The organism is Methanolobus tindarius DSM 2278, assembly GCF_000504205.1.
GTDB classification, from domain to species: domain Archaea; phylum Halobacteriota; class Methanosarcinia; order Methanosarcinales; family Methanosarcinaceae; genus Methanolobus; species Methanolobus tindarius.
Genome location: NZ_AZAJ01000001.1, coordinates 632105 through 649494 on the forward strand (window position 1 = coordinate 632105; position 17390 = coordinate 649494).

At 33.9% G+C, this 17390-nt stretch carries 18 protein-coding genes and 1 tRNA gene; 9 read left to right on the top strand and 10 right to left on the bottom strand.

Going from position 1 to position 17390, the window contains the following annotated elements; genetic code table 11:
* Positions 1 to 88 precede the first annotated feature (88 nt).
* The 7 genes from METTI_RS02880 to METTI_RS14995 all read left to right on the top strand — a co-directional run bounded on the left by METTI_RS02880 (position 89) and on the right by METTI_RS14995 (position 7899).
* The gene (locus METTI_RS02880; protein WP_156916234.1) at positions 89 to 1150 is read left to right on the top strand and encodes a hypothetical protein; all 1062 of its coding nucleotides are present in this window, start codon (positions 89 to 91) and stop codon (positions 1148 to 1150) included.
* A gap of 66 nt (positions 1151 to 1216) precedes the next feature.
* The gene (locus METTI_RS02885) at positions 1217 to 1438 is read left to right on the top strand and encodes a DUF1059 domain-containing protein (protein ID WP_023844315.1); all 222 of its coding nucleotides are present in this window, start codon (positions 1217 to 1219) and stop codon (positions 1436 to 1438) included.
* A gap of 234 nt (positions 1439 to 1672) precedes the next feature.
* Entirely contained in the window at positions 1673 to 2014 is a 342-nt protein-coding gene (locus tag METTI_RS02890) for a hypothetical protein (RefSeq protein WP_023844316.1), read from the top strand.
* An 87-nt stretch (positions 2015 to 2101) separates the two neighbouring features.
* The gene (locus METTI_RS02895; RefSeq protein ID WP_023844317.1) at positions 2102 to 2875 is read left to right on the top strand and encodes an NYN domain-containing protein; all 774 of its coding nucleotides are present in this window, start codon (positions 2102 to 2104) and stop codon (positions 2873 to 2875) included.
* A gap of 87 nt (positions 2876 to 2962) precedes the next feature.
* Positions 2963 to 4768, top strand: a complete 1806-nt coding sequence (locus tag METTI_RS02900) for a hypothetical protein (protein WP_023844318.1) — start codon at positions 2963 to 2965, stop codon at positions 4766 to 4768.
* The gene (locus tag METTI_RS02905) at positions 4769 to 6580 is read left to right on the top strand and encodes an ATP-binding protein (protein ID WP_023844319.1); all 1812 of its coding nucleotides are present in this window, start codon (positions 4769 to 4771) and stop codon (positions 6578 to 6580) included.
* Positions 6577 to 7899, top strand: a complete 1323-nt coding sequence (locus METTI_RS14995) for a DUF6884 domain-containing protein (RefSeq protein WP_023844320.1) — start codon at positions 6577 to 6579, stop codon at positions 7897 to 7899. The genes METTI_RS02905 and METTI_RS14995 overlap by 4 nt, the downstream gene beginning before the upstream one ends.
* Here METTI_RS14995 and METTI_RS02915 read toward each other — a convergent pair.
* The 6 genes from METTI_RS02915 to METTI_RS02940 all read right to left on the bottom strand — a co-directional run bounded on the left by METTI_RS02915 (position 7892) and on the right by METTI_RS02940 (position 13715).
* A complete protein-coding gene (locus METTI_RS02915) occupies positions 7892 to 8896 on the bottom strand; it encodes a hypothetical protein (RefSeq protein WP_023844321.1) in 1005 nt (334 codons plus the stop codon). The two genes, METTI_RS14995 and METTI_RS02915, sit on opposite strands and share 8 nt — an antisense overlap.
* Positions 8897 to 8903: 7 nt before the next feature.
* Positions 8904 to 11384: an ORC-CDC6 family AAA ATPase gene (locus METTI_RS02920; RefSeq protein WP_023844322.1), complete on the bottom strand. Its 2481-nt coding sequence runs from the start codon at positions 11382 to 11384 to the stop codon at positions 8904 to 8906.
* Between the two features lie 97 nt (positions 11385 to 11481).
* A complete protein-coding gene (locus tag METTI_RS02925; protein ID WP_052324300.1) occupies positions 11482 to 11721 on the bottom strand; it encodes an ATP-binding protein in 240 nt (79 codons plus the stop codon).
* A gap of 70 nt (positions 11722 to 11791) precedes the next feature.
* A complete protein-coding gene (locus tag METTI_RS02930) occupies positions 11792 to 12421 on the bottom strand; it encodes a type 1 glutamine amidotransferase family protein (protein ID WP_023844323.1) in 630 nt (209 codons plus the stop codon).
* 70 nt (positions 12422 to 12491) lie between these two features.
* A complete protein-coding gene (locus tag METTI_RS02935) occupies positions 12492 to 12788 on the bottom strand; it encodes a DUF5658 family protein (RefSeq protein WP_023844324.1) in 297 nt (98 codons plus the stop codon).
* Between the two features lie 378 nt (positions 12789 to 13166).
* Positions 13167 to 13715, bottom strand: coding sequence for an RDD family protein (locus METTI_RS02940; RefSeq protein WP_052324301.1), 549 nt, complete (start codon positions 13713 to 13715; stop codon positions 13167 to 13169).
* A gap of 223 nt (positions 13716 to 13938) precedes the next feature.
* Here METTI_RS02940 and METTI_RS02945 point away from each other — a divergent pair, with 223 nt between their 5' ends.
* Both METTI_RS02945 and METTI_RS02950 read left to right on the top strand, forming a co-directional pair.
* Complete coding sequence (locus METTI_RS02945; protein ID WP_023844327.1) at positions 13939 to 14199, top strand: hypothetical protein; 261 nt, start codon at positions 13939 to 13941, stop codon at positions 14197 to 14199.
* Positions 14200 to 14314: 115 nt separating this feature from the next.
* On the top strand, positions 14315 to 14626 hold the full coding sequence (locus METTI_RS02950) for a DUF5683 domain-containing protein (protein ID WP_211232184.1): 312 nt from the start codon (positions 14315 to 14317) through the stop codon (positions 14624 to 14626).
* 102 nt (positions 14627 to 14728) lie between these two features.
* Here METTI_RS02950 and METTI_RS02955 read toward each other — a convergent pair.
* The 4 genes from METTI_RS02955 to METTI_RS02970 all read right to left on the bottom strand — a co-directional run bounded on the left by METTI_RS02955 (position 14729) and on the right by METTI_RS02970 (position 17345).
* Positions 14729 to 14800, bottom strand: a tRNA-Thr gene (locus METTI_RS02955).
* Positions 14801 to 14875: 75 nt separating this feature from the next.
* Positions 14876 to 15382 (bottom strand): chorismate--pyruvate lyase family protein, encoded by a 507-nt coding sequence (locus METTI_RS02960; RefSeq protein ID WP_023844329.1) that lies wholly within the window; start codon positions 15380 to 15382, stop codon positions 14876 to 14878.
* A 34-nt stretch (positions 15383 to 15416) separates the two neighbouring features.
* Complete coding sequence (locus METTI_RS02965; RefSeq protein WP_023844330.1) at positions 15417 to 15728, bottom strand: DUF5611 family protein; 312 nt, start codon at positions 15726 to 15728, stop codon at positions 15417 to 15419.
* A gap of 99 nt (positions 15729 to 15827) precedes the next feature.
* Positions 15828 to 17345: a cryptochrome/photolyase family protein gene (locus METTI_RS02970; protein WP_023844331.1), complete on the bottom strand. Its 1518-nt coding sequence runs from the start codon at positions 17343 to 17345 to the stop codon at positions 15828 to 15830.
* Between the last annotated feature and the right edge of the window lie 45 nt (positions 17346 to 17390).

A 17390-nucleotide genomic window follows, 5' to 3' on the forward strand; every position in this document is an offset into this window, starting at 1 on the left:
CATTCAAATATCTAATAATACTGAATAATCAAACCTGTAAGATGTAAACAATCATTGAAAGCTTATTGTAATTTACATTTGAAGGAGGATGGGGGTTGGAATAGTGTATACTAAATCATCACAATATAACTTGAATGATGTTTTGTTTATGCCTGACAGGAGTGGTGAAGAAAAGTTCTTCAAGAAAATTAAAAATTCGATGTTAAGCAGCTGCATGTCTGCAGAAGATATTATTACTCGCTATGGATTGGAATCAAATTGCTTCAGGATCTATATTCCATATTATTATTTCAGACTTAGTTACAGAGTCAAGGTGGAATATATAGCATACTACATAAAAACACGTTTTGTGTCAGAGTCTGTTAAAAAAAGAGATGAAAAAGGAAAAACAATAATAGTTAATGAAGTAAAACCCAGACATGAAAAGGATTTTTTTCAAAAAATCGGGACTTATCCGGGGAAAATTCAGCATAGTACTATTGCAACTGATCTGACATCTTCTATTGATAAGGACATCAATACCAGAGAAATAATATCATTTATTGTAAAGAATGAAGTTCCTTTTTCCGATATAAAATATTCCGGACAAAAATATGGAAACTTCAAGATGATTCCTTTTGGGTTTGAACCACATGAATTCAAAAATCAGTTTGATAATTATGTGGGAGAGAGATTGCTTGATGGAATTAAATTGCAAGGCGATGGACAAAGAGATGTGAATGTACAGGACTTTGTCTCTGAAAATTTAGAATGTCTTGGACTATATAATCCGTTCATGATATACACTTACAGATATAAAGATAAGCAATACGTTATTATTATGAACTGCTTCAATGGAAAAACATACAACAACGGAAAACCCAGAAACCTGAAAATGGATGGAAAACTGGCTTTAAACTTTGCAGGTATCTATGTAGCTGGAACAGGACTAATATTGTGTCTTATCGTTTTATATTCATTTGTAGTAGGGATGAATAACTCTGTAGACTGGATAAATGTGCTGGAAAATAAATTAACAATTCATATTGGTGATGCACTGTTTCTCCCAATGTTGATAGGCAGTCTTTATGTGGGCTATGTAAAAAGCAGTATGAAAAGAGATAAGTCAAAAATTGTAAACAAATACTGCAAAGAAAAAGGATTATTCTGAACAAAAAACTAAGTTTATATCCTACGAACTGTATAGAACTCATTCCTAACTACCGGAGCAGGCTTTATGAAAATTAGAATGGTTAAATGCAATGATATAGGAATCGATGGCTGTAACTATATGGCAATAGGAAATAGTCTTGATGAGGTTGAGCAGAATATGTTTGAGCATATTGATACTGAGCACAAGGATATACTCGATAATATGAGCGAGCATGAGGTCCACCATCTTAAACACCGGGTTTCCACTTTTCTTGGAAGAAGCTGCGGTTGTGGCAAACACAAATAAAACTGTAGAATTTATTGTCTAATCAAATTGTCCTGGCATAGCAGAACTTTTGAACAGGTGCTGTACTGCCTTTCTTTTTTAATGAATACTTAAGATTATAGTATTTTTAATGTTCCATTGATTTGATATATGTTAAAATCCCATTTATTTATGGCAATACAATGATAATTCGGGGGTTGCATCTGAACATTGTATTCAGTATATTTACGAAAACTAAATAGTGGGAGTTATAATATGGATAAAATGAAAAAAGTCGGTCTTTTAGGAGCAGCAGCACTTATCGGTGCAGGACTTGCAGCACTTTCAGAAGAGAGAATCAGAGAGTTCGTTAAGGAAAAAGTTGATACCGGAAAATTAAGCAAGGAAGAAGGGAAGATCCTTGTTGATGACCTTATCAGCGAAACAAAAAGACAAAAACTCAGCCTGGAGAAAAATATTGTTGAAAAACTCCACGATTCAGTTAAACTTGCTGACAAGGAACTGGACGAACTTACCGATAAGATAGATGAGCTGAAAATCCAGGAGCTTGAGACTGAACTTGAAAGAATGAAGAGTTTGAGGAAGGGGCAACAGTAAGTTGCTTCTTTGTATTTTCAAAGCGATTACATTGTTCAATTTATACATGAAGAATTCTGGTGTGCTTTAACTAGGATAATCTGAAATATGGACGAAAATGGAACACATGACAGACTTGCTGTACTGATTGATGCTGATAATGCTCAGCCTTCAATCATAGAAGGGTTGATGGATGAGATTGCGATATATGGTATTGCCAGTGTGAAGAGAATATATGGAGACTGGACATCTCCTAATCTGGTTTCATGGAAAGAGTCATTGCTTGAGCATTCTATCCAGCCGATACAGCAATTTGCATATACCACAGGAAAAAATGCAACTGACAGTTCACTAATTATTGATGCCATGGATCTGCTTTACACAGAGAAACTGGACGGATTCTGCATTGTTTCAAGTGATAGTGACTTTACCCGCCTGTCCCAGAGAATTAGAGAATCTGGACTAAAAGTATACGGTTTCGGTGAAAAGAAAACACCTGTAGCTTTTATTTCAGCCTGTGACAAGTTCATCTTTACTGAAAACCTGAGAAAAGAAGAAGCATCTAAATCTGAAGTTTCAGAATCCCCAAAATCAGAAAAAAATGATATTGAAAAACTTAGAGGAAATGCAAAACTTATGAATCACCTCAGAAATGCGGTCGAAGATTCTGCTGATGAAGAAGGATGGGCGTTCCTCGCAGAAGTCGGTGGAAATCTTATCAAACGCAATCCTGCCTTTGACCCGAGAAACTATGGTTACAAAAAACTTGGAGAACTCGTGGAAGCAACAAACCTATTCGACATCGACAGAAGGACGCATGGAGGTTCAGGAAAAAGTGTGTTGATATATGTGAGGGATAAGAGGAACAGAGGGAAGAAGTGAAACTCAAAAAGTTGTTCTGTTGCTAGAACTAATAGATTGATTTAAAAAAATATTTATTTGAGTTTTTACAACTTATATTAGAACATCATGGGGTCAATAATATCTGAAATTCTCTCGGGGTACAAAAAAGCACTTGATATATCTCAAAATGAATATGAAAAGCTCTACACTGAAAGAGCAAAAAATGCAAAAGAATTTTATGACACTTTTTTTTCAGAATTAATTAAAGATTGTTCTCACTTTGCAGACAGTTCTAAACAGAGGCAAATTAAACGTTTAGTTGAACACATTTTTAAGAGTGATGAAGTTAAATTCGCTGCAATAGATGGTACCTGTTATAAAGACCGTTTAGGAGACTATATGGTCTTTTTTGGAGGTTCTTATGGAATACGAGGAAGTATTCATTTTGAAGGCGAACCTCCTAAAGTAAAGTATGAAAAATGGTCATCTGAACAAGATGTAAGCATGGTTGCCTATGTTCCTGTACCATTTGCAGAATTAAATGATGTATCAGAAGAACAATTTGTGTTAAAACCAGATGAGGAAAAAGTGAATCTTTTGTCTATCCATACACAAATAATGCAACTCGCCGAAATATACCTCATATATGATTTAATGAAAGCTTCTAGCTTACGCCCTAAATTTATTCTTTGGGATCAAACAATGAGTGGGATATTAGCTAGTAACGACATTGGAACCGATAACATCGAAATGATTGGATTGGTGCATAATGGTAGGAAGTTAAACATAGGGGATGTGTTAATAGCTTATTCACATCCTTACAACAGAGAATTAGGCGTTCCATCCACCAAAAAATTTAGACTTTATAATTATGTACTCAGCAGACTTTTCCAAGAATCTCCGCTTCAAATATCAAAATTGGTTAGTGAGATTGATATTGATGAAAAAGAGTTTTTGCGTCGCATCAACAAATTATATCTCAAGAGTTTTCCCGATGATGAACCTATTATCAAAAAAGAAGGAGATTACCTTCATTTAAATGACTTATATCGTGATTCATGGCCATATACACTAAGTCTATTTGATAAATTTTGTGAAAAACTGTTCAAAAATAAAGATCAAAGAGTCCTTATGTATGAAACTAAAGAGCATGATGACATCAGAAAACGCTGGATGTCCCCTAATGATTTGCGTTTTCTTATATCTGTAGGAATGAGAGCAATCATAGAGGAAGCTTGGAAACATGATATTCTATTAATAGGAATCACAAAGGATTCATCTGCAAGATATCTTTCTAGAAACTATTTAGGGTGTATGCGGTATCTAAAACAATATGAGTTCGAAGACGTATTATTACCTTGGACTGACCGATCTTTTCTTGAAATTATACCTCTTGGAGATGATAATCTAAATGCTCCTTGGACAACAATAGAATATGATTCTGCGTTTATGACCTTGCATTTAGAAGATATAAATGGACCAATTAGAGGTGTTCAAGGAAAGGTTGTAAACACCGAAAGAATCATTGTCAAATCACTGGCACAATTTTATTTGAAGAGAGATCGTCATCACCCTTTAATGGGGCATGTAATTTTCATTGATAGATTGCTCATGCCTAGTTTTGAAAGAGAAAGATTTGAAACCGTTCAAATAAACGAGCATTACTTGGGAAAAGTAAAACCAGTCACTTTTTGCAACAATGAAAACGAAAATCACGTTCAAGATGTTACTATTTATCTTTTGAACATCTTAACTAGAAATCTGTATCCAGAAGTAATTGGTTACCCTGACCCATTACATAAGGCAGATTGGGGAGCTAAAACACTCTATAAGAAAGTAAAATTCATGATTGATAGTAGTGGGGTTACTTTAAGAACAAGACCACTTAACAAGACTTTTAGACGTATTAGGGATGAAATAAGGAGAATTTAGATGCCTTTTAAAATGAAACCTGGAAGGCTTATGCTTATGGAGCCTGATCCAAGAACATCATATAAGTATACAATATGGTTTGACTATACTCGTAATCAAATGATTAATATAAAAGAAGGTGATTTAGTCGCGGTTCCTAATTTTAATTCTACCGTAGATTTGACAACTTATAGCATACTTTCAATAACTAGTACTATGCCAATTCATTACGCACTTGGTGGAGGTGGTAATGATATAAAAGGTTACCCTGGATATGTTATGGAAGCGGCCTCAAACCTTCCTGTAGATTGGATGGAACAAGAGAACGATTCTTTTGAGGACACAACTAAAATAATTTGCACTGCTGTGCCCATTTTCATGGAATTTGTAGACAATATTGGTACAGCTATTAAACAAAAAAAGATTGTTCAAGAAACATCCGTACCCATGCTAGGTGGGGAAGTTAGACTATTATCACCTGAATTCACTGAAAGAATATTTAATAATGGGATTGATAATGAAAAAGAAAACACAATGGCTATTGGCAATCTTATTCGAGATGAAGATATACAAATATACACAAGAATTGATGATTTGATTAAAGTGCATTTTGGATTGTTTGGGTTCACTGGTGTTGGAAAAAGCAATTTCTTAAGTAATTTCATTTCAAATATACTGGACAAATCCAATGAAACTTTAAAAATTCTTCTTTTCGATTTAATGGATGAGTATGCAGGTTTACTCATTGACAAATTACTAGATGATAGCATAAATTCCTGTATATTATGTGTTGGTGAGAAGTCTTTACCGGGACCTGTTTTGGAGTACTTAAAATATCGTGAAGAAGATAAACTCGATTTTGCAGTCGATTCCTTACTTAAAAATTTATTAGTACCTAAAGGATTAAAACCACATAAAAATCAATATCAAGATTCACTCAAAAAGTTACTAGTTCAAAATAAAATAAAGATCATTGAATCAAGTATGGAAAGGACGTATACTCAGTTTATGAGTGAAATTCATGATAAAATCTATGACCAATACACAAGCGACAAAATGGAATTTGCATTGAATAAAGCATTAAAACCTCCTTTGAAGAAATTTGGAGAAGAAAAGTTAAATGATGAAGTTGCAAGAAAAATAATTGTGTATCTGGAAGAAATCGCGAATTTAGATGAGAACAAATCCATAAAGGAAAGACTTGAAAGACTCATATACTTACTTGAAGAAATCGCTGAAAACAAAATAGAAGAAATAAATATAAACTCTAGAATTTCTCTTACTCAACTAGTTCATGATTTAAATAATGAAGATAAAAATAGCTTGTATATAGCAATATCACATGACCCTCATGCTTTGAGAAATTTTGCTAAAAAAATAGGATATTACATATATGAAAATAGGCGTGCAAATGGTAAAATTACACCAATCAATTCATTCATATTTGATGAAGCCGATGAGTTTATACCTCAAAGTGCAACTGGAAGCTATGCTGAATCCAGTCAAATTATAGAAACATTAGCAAGAAGAGGAAGAAAATTTGGAATTGGTATTGGAATAGCAACCCAAAGAATAACCTATCTAAATACAAATATCATGGGTCAACCACATACATATTTTATTAGCAAGCTTCCAAGAGACTCCGATAGAGAAAAAGTCGCAGAAGCTTTTGCTATGTCAAAAGAAATGCTTTCTCAGACGTTTAAGTTTAATAAAGGAAATTGGTTATTAGTTAGCCATGATGCTACCGGTCTTGATGCAGTACCAATACCAATCAAGACAGATAATGCAGAAGATAGGTTGAAGAAGTTCCTTGGTGTTGATGGTTATTGAGTTGGGAAGATGATAAAATATTTGTTCCTTTTTTTGTTTCCGATAGGCAGGCCTCTCTAAGAATACTCAGAGGACTGGATATTCCTAAAGAAAAAAAAATAGGAATTATGACCCATGCAAACACCAGTAATAACTTCAAAGAAGTAATTGCAAATTTCCCTTGTTCTGAAAATGAGTATTGCGAGATAATTGGCAAAGATTGTCCCCATAATAAAGACTTGAACAAGTGCAGTAAAGGAAAAAAATATGCACAAAAAATCATCACAATTTCCGATTCCGGGGTTTTCACAAAAGAAGGATGTATGTTTGATGATTATGAGCAGCTTTTTGAGCAATATGAAAAAATGAAAGTTCATTATGGAATAATGATCGATCACCTCAAAGACAAGGAAGAGACCCTAAAAAGCGCTAAATTGGCAATTGAAACATACAACAAAGAAAAGAGAACTTTCAAAATAATAGGAGTGGCACAGGGTAATTCACTAGATGAATATATAGAATGCTATCAAAAATTAAAAGAGATGGGATTTGAGTATGTTGCTGTTGGTGGCTTATTAGAGAAAAGAGAAAATACCGTTAGATATGTCAGAATTCGGGATGAAAGTTTTCTATATAATGTTCTCAAAGCAATTCGTAAAATTGATCCAGATGGATGGATTTTTGCACTCGGTAGCTATGCACAAAGTAGGCATTATAATTTTTTAGAGATTGGAGTTCAAGGAAGCGATTACAAAGGCTGGATATTCCAATATAAGAAAGAAAATAAAGATGCTGTCAAAGGAGACCTTGAAGCACGTAAATCCAGATTTAGACAGGTCAGAACCTATATTTTGGATAATATATTGAATAAAAGGCAGTCCTTTGGAATATGGCCTAAATTAATGATATTGCCTTGCTCTAAAAGAAAAGCAGATTTTGAAGATGAAATTCCTGCTATTGAAAGATATGAAGGTCAATATTTCAGAATAATCAAAAATTATATTGATGATTTTTCAAACTGCGATGGTTTTGACATAGCAATCTTGTCAGCAAAATATGGTCTTATAGAACCTATGGAAAAAATAGAAAATTATGACCTCAAAATGAATGATTCAATTGCCTTAGAATTAAACAAATCAGTCATTAAAAAACTTAAGGTAATGAACAAGAAAAAGCAATACAAAGAAGTTGCCATCAATCTTGGTGAAACTTATTTCAAAGCTATTAATGGCTACGAGAAGATATTTGGTGATAATACAGAACTCACTATTTTTGAGGGAAAAATTGGAAAAAGGCAACAACAAATGAAAAAGTGGCTTGACACAATTAAAATTAATTAATTTCAGATGGTAGTTTAAAGATATAACAATTGTTTTCAATATTGGACTTTTTCTTTTTGACTTTGTCTAAGTCTTCAGTAATATTGACTCGCTTAATAGGAATACTATAGACAACTTGGGTTTTAGGATGGTCCCTACAAAATAAATATAAACCTAATGTTTGAATTTTTGTACCTAAAGGTGAAATACATACATCCACATTCTTATATTGAGAAACGATTTCAATCAATTGATGATAAAAATCCACAGGGCTAAAAGAAGAGATAGTATGAATCTTATTGTTGCTTGTTCTGACTACACTATTTTTATTAAGCAACCCCCAATTGCATTTATAAACATTATCATAAAATAATTCATCTTCTTTTTTGTCCCCCTTGCTAGGCACACTAATAATAGGGAGGATAATATCACTAGAGAAATTTGATAAAAAAGAGATTGTACGATGGCCTTCATAACCAAGTATTAAAACTAATAATATTTCTGTAGTAAGGTCAGTTTCTCCTTCAAAACCGTCAACAACAACTATATCCTTTAATCCTATATCTAGTTCATCATCAGTTGGTATCCTCCAAGAATCTATTAAATAAAAAAATAAATTATGAGCACCATCAAATTCTTTAGCCAACATTAATATCCAATTTTTAGGAAATGTTGTAATATTTACTATAGTTTTACCATCAATCAAATCAAATTTCTGCTTTAGTGATTGATAATTAGTCAATTCTGTTTCAAATATATCATGTACTATATTATTTTCATTCAAGAAGGATTCCAACTCTTTTTTTTGTGATAACCACTTTTCAGTTAGTTCGTCACTCAAATACTTTGTTCCAAAGTTTATTAATAAAACAGTAGATATGTTGAAATTGATTAGAATTTGTTTCGTAGATTCCAATCCTCTTTCTTCATAACTTATTGCAGTAATTAGATAGTCAAAATGACAATTCAATCCTCTTCTTTTGTATTCATTTAACTTAATTGAAGTCCAAGAATTCATATTTCCCTCAGAACTCGAGTATATTCTTTTGATCAATGCCATCAATAACTTTTGACTTTGGATCAGTTATATCAAACCTTCTAGTTATTTTGTTTACAAATTCACTAGGGTCATCAAAAAGCTGATTAAAATCTTTACTATCTATTTCTTTAGGCCATCTTTGAGTAAGAGATAAATTAAATCGCGGACATAAAAGACGGGGAAACTTGAAAGACTCTCCTAAAACATAACCTGAACCTTGTGTCCCAGTTCGCTGGTTTAATGATATTTGTAGAAGTCTATAAGAAACTGCATCATCTAGCGCTCTTCTAGAAGTACTATTTAAGTATTCAATATTTTTTAGTTGAAAACTAGATACAGTACGACGCTCTTTACTTTGAGATTTTGTTAATATTTTCAAGAAGGTTATAGCAAAATTATCAATTAAAATTCTAACATTGTTTTTCCGAGGTTCCTTTGTATTAGAGTCAACACCAGAAATATTATCAATTTCATTATACAATATATTTGAGTGAATTTTAATAATTCTGTTTTGGATATTCGGAGGAACAATATCTAATTTGTTTCTATTATCAGTAGTATCAATTAACCATCTGTTTGACATGTACACCATGTCTTTACACAATTCTAAAAAATCTCTAATAATACCAGATGATAGTTTAGCTACGTCTTCAAACCCAGAATAGTCCTTGAAAAGTGCATTGAGATCATCATTTCCATTATTTACATCTTTATTTTTATGAGCTGGCAACAATTCTTCAATCGAATTTTCATAATTATAAGCAAGGAGTCGTCTATTTGCAATTTCTCGCACAAAACCTATATATTCTTTTGACGAGCCATCATAGTCAAATCTGTCTGTATTTACATAAACAAAGTCATGGTTTTCTTCTAAAACATCGTGACCAATACAATCATAGCTCATGCCTAATAGCTTAACTCCTATTTTATAGTGAAAATCTCTATCTTTTATCAAAGTGTTAACTATCTTTTGCTGTTTATCATCTAAATTATCATATTCATCCAACAGGATGTATAAATTTTTGTCATAAAACGGAGTAATATTAGATTTTAAGGCATCTTGAAGTTGATATAAAAAATCAGGAGGAAAACATATATTAGTATTAGATTTATCCCAATTGTCTGTTAATGAGTTTCTTAAATTACGGATACCTAGTTTTAAATATCTTAAATTTGATGAATTCATTGCTATATTTTTTGAAAATAAGCTAGGGAATAAATATTTCATTTCCTGTATGAAATTGTCAATTGAATTTGAATCAATATTATTTAGATTGTTCATTTCTTCTAAAGTTCCAACAATAGCCTCACCAATAATCAAATTAATGTATGTTCTAAAAAAAGAATCCCAGCCATTTGAATACAATCCAAAACGATCATTTTTCATGGATTTCATCATATTTGGTTTTAGCTTGACATAAATGCCAATATTTTGCTTATCCCATTCTGTAGTAAACTGCCTTTTCACTTGTTGCTCACAAGATAAATATTTTAAAATCATGGATTTTCCACTTCCACGATGCCCCTCAATTATTGTATTACCTGGATCTGAAATACTCTTAAAATTGATAGGTTCAATGAAAGTGCCATTAATTAGATCTTTTCTTTCTGGAAAAAACTCAGTGCTATAAAATGAAAATGGATTGTTATTGTTTGAACTTCTATCATCCATTTTATATGGAAATGTAGAATTTTGTTTATTTTTTTCATTATCCATTGCTTCAGTTATTTTTGTCAAAAAAATTCTTGCAGATGAATTTATAAACTTAAACCCAAATTTTTCAGCAGTCTTTGCCCTATTTTCATCAATATCTACTAAATATACACGTGGTGCACTTTCTTTTAAGGTGCTGCATAAGTTTTCATATAATTCATAGATATGCTGATCATTAAAACTGTATCCAATGAATACTGTTGTTTTTGAATGTAAAAGAGACTTGACTTGACCCCACAAAATAGAATTTTCTTCTTTGTAATTTAATAGATCATTTGTAGTTATTTTCAAATTAGAAAAATAGATATCACCGTGTAACTTGAATAGATTAGTTTTTGATTTCGAAATTTTTGAAACTGCCTTGTTGTCAAAAATAGGTTCAAAATCGGCATAATCCAATTTATTTTCTAAAAGCCTATCATAATTCGTAGTAATAATATCGCAAGGGAGAGGAGTTAAATTTGCTAGTAATTCATAGGAAGTAGGGTCACAACTTTTTATTTTGCTCTCAATTTCGTCTTTGATCAACGTCTCGAGCTGTGGTCTACTATATTCATTAATATATTTTTCTGCAAATTGTTGCAAATTATATTCGTTTGTATGATCAGATACCTTTAATTTTGAAGCTATAATCTTCGCTAAGTCCCTTCCACTTGGAAGATTTGCTTCTTTTGACATTCCTGCCCCTATAAAAAAGACACATTCTTTTTTACCTAAGGCATCACCTAATTGAGGAGGAACTTCAATATCCATATAAAGTTATTTATGCTATTTAAGATATTAAATTATTTGGTTATGCCAAAAATAACATTGAATTGGTAATATAACCAATAATTAATCACTAATTGACTCATCTTATTTTTACCTCCAATATCCAATACCACAAAGGCATATACCTAACCTTCTTCCCCTCTATCTCATCCTCGCCAAACTTATCGGAAGTGATTATTAATCCTTCATTCGTTATGAAATTCTTCATGCCGGCGAGCAGACCGTTTATCTCACGTTCTTTTGTTTCGGGGTCTGAAAGATAGTAGCAGACCTGTATCAATTGAGTTGGTTCAGGACAAAATGAAGTTAATATAGACATCGAATATACTCGATAAGATCGCCAAATTTATCCAGTATAGTCGATAAAACAACGCCAATTTCACAAAACCTTACTTCTCCAATGAATCCATAAGTGCATAGTAATACTGTGCCTCATGAGTAGTATACAGATTGTACCAAGCTTGCAGAGTTTCAACAGAAAGTACATCGAGCGCTCTTAAGACCTCACGTGTAAACTCCAGTGGAGCAACACCGGTAGCGGTAATTACATTATCGCCAATAACAGAAGGTTCATTACGATAAAACTTTTCACCAGTGTAATTCGGACAAACTGCCTTTAAAAACTCGAGGTCATTGCTTGTATGTGCTCTGCTATCAAGAATTCCTGCATTTGCAAGTCCCATTGTTGCACCACAAATAGCAGCAACCAGAACACCTGCATCCAGAAACTCTTTTACTTTACTTATGATAGGATCATGAATTGGTTCAAGCCACGTATCCCCACCGGGAAGGATCAATACACCTGCATCATCGATTGCTAATTCTTCAAGACTTATGTCAGGAACTATTCTTATTCCTCCCATTGTTACAACAGGTTCTTTTGTAATACCAACAGTTTTTACGGTGTACTTTTCTGCATCCTTTTTAAATGCACGAGCCGTATTCAGTTCAGCGATCAAAAAACCTGGCTCCCAGTCAGCCATTGTGTCAAGTAAGTACAGGTAAGCAATTTTAACCATAGAATATCTTTTGAGAATCAAAATATGAAAATACATTGCTCGGAATTGGTTATTTTACCCAGTTTCCGACTTATCCATGAACAACTGTAACCGTATTACTAAGAGTTGCAAGCAGGCCGATACCGGCGACAGAATATCTCGTTATGTTCCAGTAATACCTGTCAGCATTGTTGTAAACATGGTACATGACAAACAAAAAACCGATTTTTAACGGGATAAGAGAAGCAAAACCATATGACTGGAAAATATTAGACAATATAGGATTGCCTTCATAGAAATTTCCTGTCTGTAATGCATATAAGGTAGTTAGAGTATCACCTATAAAATAGAGAAGCAACACAGACCACATGTCTTTCACAAAAGACATAATAAGCCAGCCATTGGATCAATAAAAAGACTAATATCTTTCAAATCTGCTTTACAAAAGCAAAGCTCATTAGCATTATTGTCTGCGTTTTCCATGTATACCACCATAGATTGCGTTTGGTAATTTCATAACTATATTATCTAAAGTCAGGTATAAATCTTCCGACATAATTTTATACTGTTTTTGAAAATAAAAACCATAGTATTTTTCAGTTTTAATATCAGAAGAAGCATAACAATTTAACAATAAAATAACATTAATTTCAAAATAGAAATATAGATAAAATGGAAAAGTCAGATGTCAGATCAACTATTTTTCTAAAGCAACTCGATTATTATCTGGCTTCGATCTGACATTATATGCTACATCTCTGTAGGTTTATTCTGCATTGACAACCAGAGTTCCGGCGATTATGTCATGCAAACCCTGTTGTTGTTTAGTGAAAGCTATCATTATGTAACCTATAAACATTACAGAGGAGGCTATCTTTCCTAAGTTCCTTATCAATGCTTTACTAAAAGAAAGCCTTCCACCCTGAAGATCTGTTACTTTTATGCCTGCCACCCTTTTACCCGGAGTTGCCTGCTTGCCGGAGCTTTCAAATACTGCAAAGTAAAGCGTCTGAATTATGAATATACCTGAAGACAACACAGATGCTATGATATTGCCTAAAGTTTCTACTGCATGCGCACCTTCCATGTTACCTCCAAAGAAGGTTACAAATAAAGCTGCCTGGAGTACAAAAACCAGAACAAAGAAAATGATTATCGATGGAACAAAAATAATAAGAGAATCCACAATAGCAGCTATGAGCCTTTTTCCAAATCCTGCATATATTTCATTACCTGATCCCTGGGGATTGAAACCGCAATTGATACAGGACTTCGACATTTCATTGATGTCCGAACCACATTTTTCACATTTCAAAATATGACCACCTTAAATTTATGAAGATAGAAGGCATAACCACATATAGTAATAAATGTTTCTAAAATAGTTCATAAAAAAAATGTAGTATAAATATATGAATTGTTTTTATGAATAATGTACATCTCATTCAATATGAAAACAGGTTCATATAAAGACCCCATAACATCACTTTCACTACACTTAGCACATCGGCATATATGCTGAAAACATACTAACTCATATGAACCAAAGTCCCATAAAAACAGAAAGGGAACTATACAACAAGATAAAACAGTATCGTAAGAAACAAAATACTGCTGCACTTACATCATACGATGTGCAAGCATTCATTGAAACTCTGGAAAATTATCTGCATCCTGATATTGCGCTGAAGTCTATCATTCTTGCAAATGCGTGTGCATGGGAAACATATGCTGCAGCATGCCAGCATTTTGAAAATCACATGCGGGCTTTCAGGCATTTCCAGGTATTTAATCTGTAAACAGAGTAGGCACATGGAATTCAGAAAATAAAAAGAACATGACACATTATAGCAATTATTAATAACCTCTACTCAATAAACTGGTGAAATAATAATGAATTGTTCAAACTGTGGTATGGAAATCAATGATACTGAATGCTGCCCTAATTGTGTAGCACCTACCACCGGAACTATTATGAATCAACAAACTAAACCCCGAGGACAAAAGAATCCAGTTGTTGCAGCTCTGCTGTCTTTATTTATTCCTGGCCTTGGACAGATTTATAGTGGCCGGTTAGCTACTGGCAAAGTAATAATTATTGGTATGATAGTCCTGTTTACTTTCGCTTTTATTTTACCAAGACCCGGATCAGGTATATTCATTGGATGCTGGCTGTTTAATGTAAAAGATGCCTACGAAAAATCAAAACATGGCTTCAGCTCCTAACACAGTGTGATTGAAGAAAATATGGCAATCGAATTTTTATCTACAACAATTGATTTGTAGAAATACAAAGAATAATCTGAAGGCTTTGAACTTTAGAATAAGAGCCTCGGGTGGGATTTGAACCCACGGCCTCGTCCTTACCAAGGACGCGCTATACCCCTAAGCCACCGAGGCACGAACAGAATATGGGGGTGCTCTCCCCTAATATACAGAATCAATTAATAAGCTTTCGGTTGGAAGAGCGATTATTTATAAACACCAGCGCGTGTCAACAGGGAACTTTTCATTGATCCACATAAGCACACCGCTATGGTGAACAATGCGATATGAACGTGAAAGCAGTTTTTGTGCTCCAAAAAGAGTCTCATCTTCCATAATCTCAATATTCTCAAAGTCCCTGCGGGTTTCAATATCATGGTCACGCAGAATCCTGCCTATTGGAATATCAGCCTTCATCATATCAGAACGCACACCTTCGGGCATATTTTCAATAGCTGAAAGGGAGCGGGCAAACACATAAGGTACATCACCGGCAGTAAGGGTCACCACACGTTCATTGATATCTGAACCTACATTCACATCAAACAATTCCGCCATTTGCTCATCCGCAGGAATGATGTGTTGATACTCAGTAACAACAGCAGTCGGGTGTTTAGTCATAATTTCCAACAGGAAAGTCACCGAACCATCGGTTCCTGCACAAATTCTCAGGCAAGTTGGAATATCAAAGCTCTTCAGTTTTTCCAGAAAGTCCATACCAGTGACTCCGTGAGCTTAAAAAAGAAGAAAATTATTTGGAAACTTCCTTCTTTGCCTGTTTCAGACGTTCCTTAGCAGTATAGCCTGTAGCTGCGTAAAGGAAATCCCTGAAACGCTTGTTAGAATCAAGAATAAGCTCATCATCTGTCATAGAAGTATCAGACTCAGTATCAACAGCCAGCTTCTTGCCTTCTATCCATACTGTTATTTTGGAAAGAACACCATAAGAAGTAACAAACTTACCATCCTCTTCTTTGATCTCACTTGGAAAAGCCTCTTTGAGGCATTCATGAATCCTATCCGTTTCAGGTTTAAAACCACGCTTTAACTTGTATTCCTGCATTTCGATCAACCCTATATAACATTCTTTAAACGAATAAATGTACCGGTTTATCTTATAAAAATTAGCTGAGAGACAAAACAAATTATATAAAAACGTAGTTTATAAAGTCCCAAGAAACTCTTCAGCAATGTTGGAAAGCCTTATCTTCTTTTCATTATCCATACGTTTGTAGACTGACACCATCATACCCATACGGAAATTACTCTTAAGTGCATCCCTGTTTTTGTTAACAAAGCGCCAGTAAAGTGCATCCCATACATCGCACCACTCACCTTTCCTATAATCGCTCATTTTCAAAATATACGTTGAACCTGAAATATAAGGTTTTGTCGATAGAGTACCGCCGTCAGCAAACTGACTCATGCCATAGACATTTGGAATCATCACCCACTCATAGGAATCAACAAACATCTCCATAAACCACCGATAAACATCATCCGGGTCAGTTTCACATAGAAGCATGAAATTGCCAAGTATCATCAGTCTTTCAATGTGATGACAGTATCCATGCTTATTCACCTTTCTAATCACATCATCAACAGGTTCAATTCCAAGCTCTCCTGTATACCATCTGTCATCCAGTTTCCGGTTATGCCGGAAAAAGTTCTTACGCATATCAGGACCATGATACATGCCCCTCATAAACTCACGCCATCCGATAATCTGTCTTACAAATCCCTCTATACTCGAAATAGGAATATTATTTTCCTGGCCTTTTTGCTCATAATAAACAAGAGCATTCTCAACAATCTCATCAGGCGTCAGAAGGCCAATATTCATCAAAGGCGAAATAACCGAATGAAAAAGAAAAGATTCACTTTTGATAATTGCATCCTCATAAGGACCAAAGTTTTTCAGACGCTTCTCAATGAAATCATAGAGCCATAAAAGAGCATCTTTTCTGGTTGTAGGAAGATAAAAATATGAGGATTTACCTGGATTTAAGGGAAAAATATTCTCAATAATATTAATCAGAGCCTCCGTATGGAAAGTTCTTTTAGCGTGAATTATCTCAGGAACATAGATAGAATCCGGCAGGCTTTCTCTGTTCTGTGAATCAAAGTTCCATTTGCCACCTGAAGGTTTTCCTTTATCATCAAGTAGAATTGCGGATTTTCTGCGTTGGTAAATGTAGAAATTGTTCATCAGGAGCTTTTTCCGGCCTCTACGATGTGAATTAAACTCTTTAATAGTAGTCATAAATCCGGGAGAATCAACAATATGCAGATTAATTCTATTATTTCTGCAAAAATTAGTGATTACATTTTTAAGTCCAATCGATTCAAAATCATAAGTTATGATGTCCTTTATCCCGGTTTCTTCAAGAACAACACGAAGTTTCTCCAAGTATTCAACGTCTTGCGATTTCACTATTTCATAATAAACAAGATCATTTTTTTCTGCCAACCAGTCACGATATGATCTCATTGAAGATAACAGCAGAATCAGTTTATGCTTATGGTATCTGAAGCGGTTGCAAAAAGCCAGGTCTTCAGCCATAAAAAAAAGAGTATTGTTATCAGACTCAAGTTGCTCAAGGTTATAAAAGAGGCAATTTCCGGGAACCAGAATGAGCCGCTTATACTTCCCGGATACAGGATTATCAATTAATGTCATCAACACTCCATAAACAGAATGGACAACAGTGGACAACTATTGCCA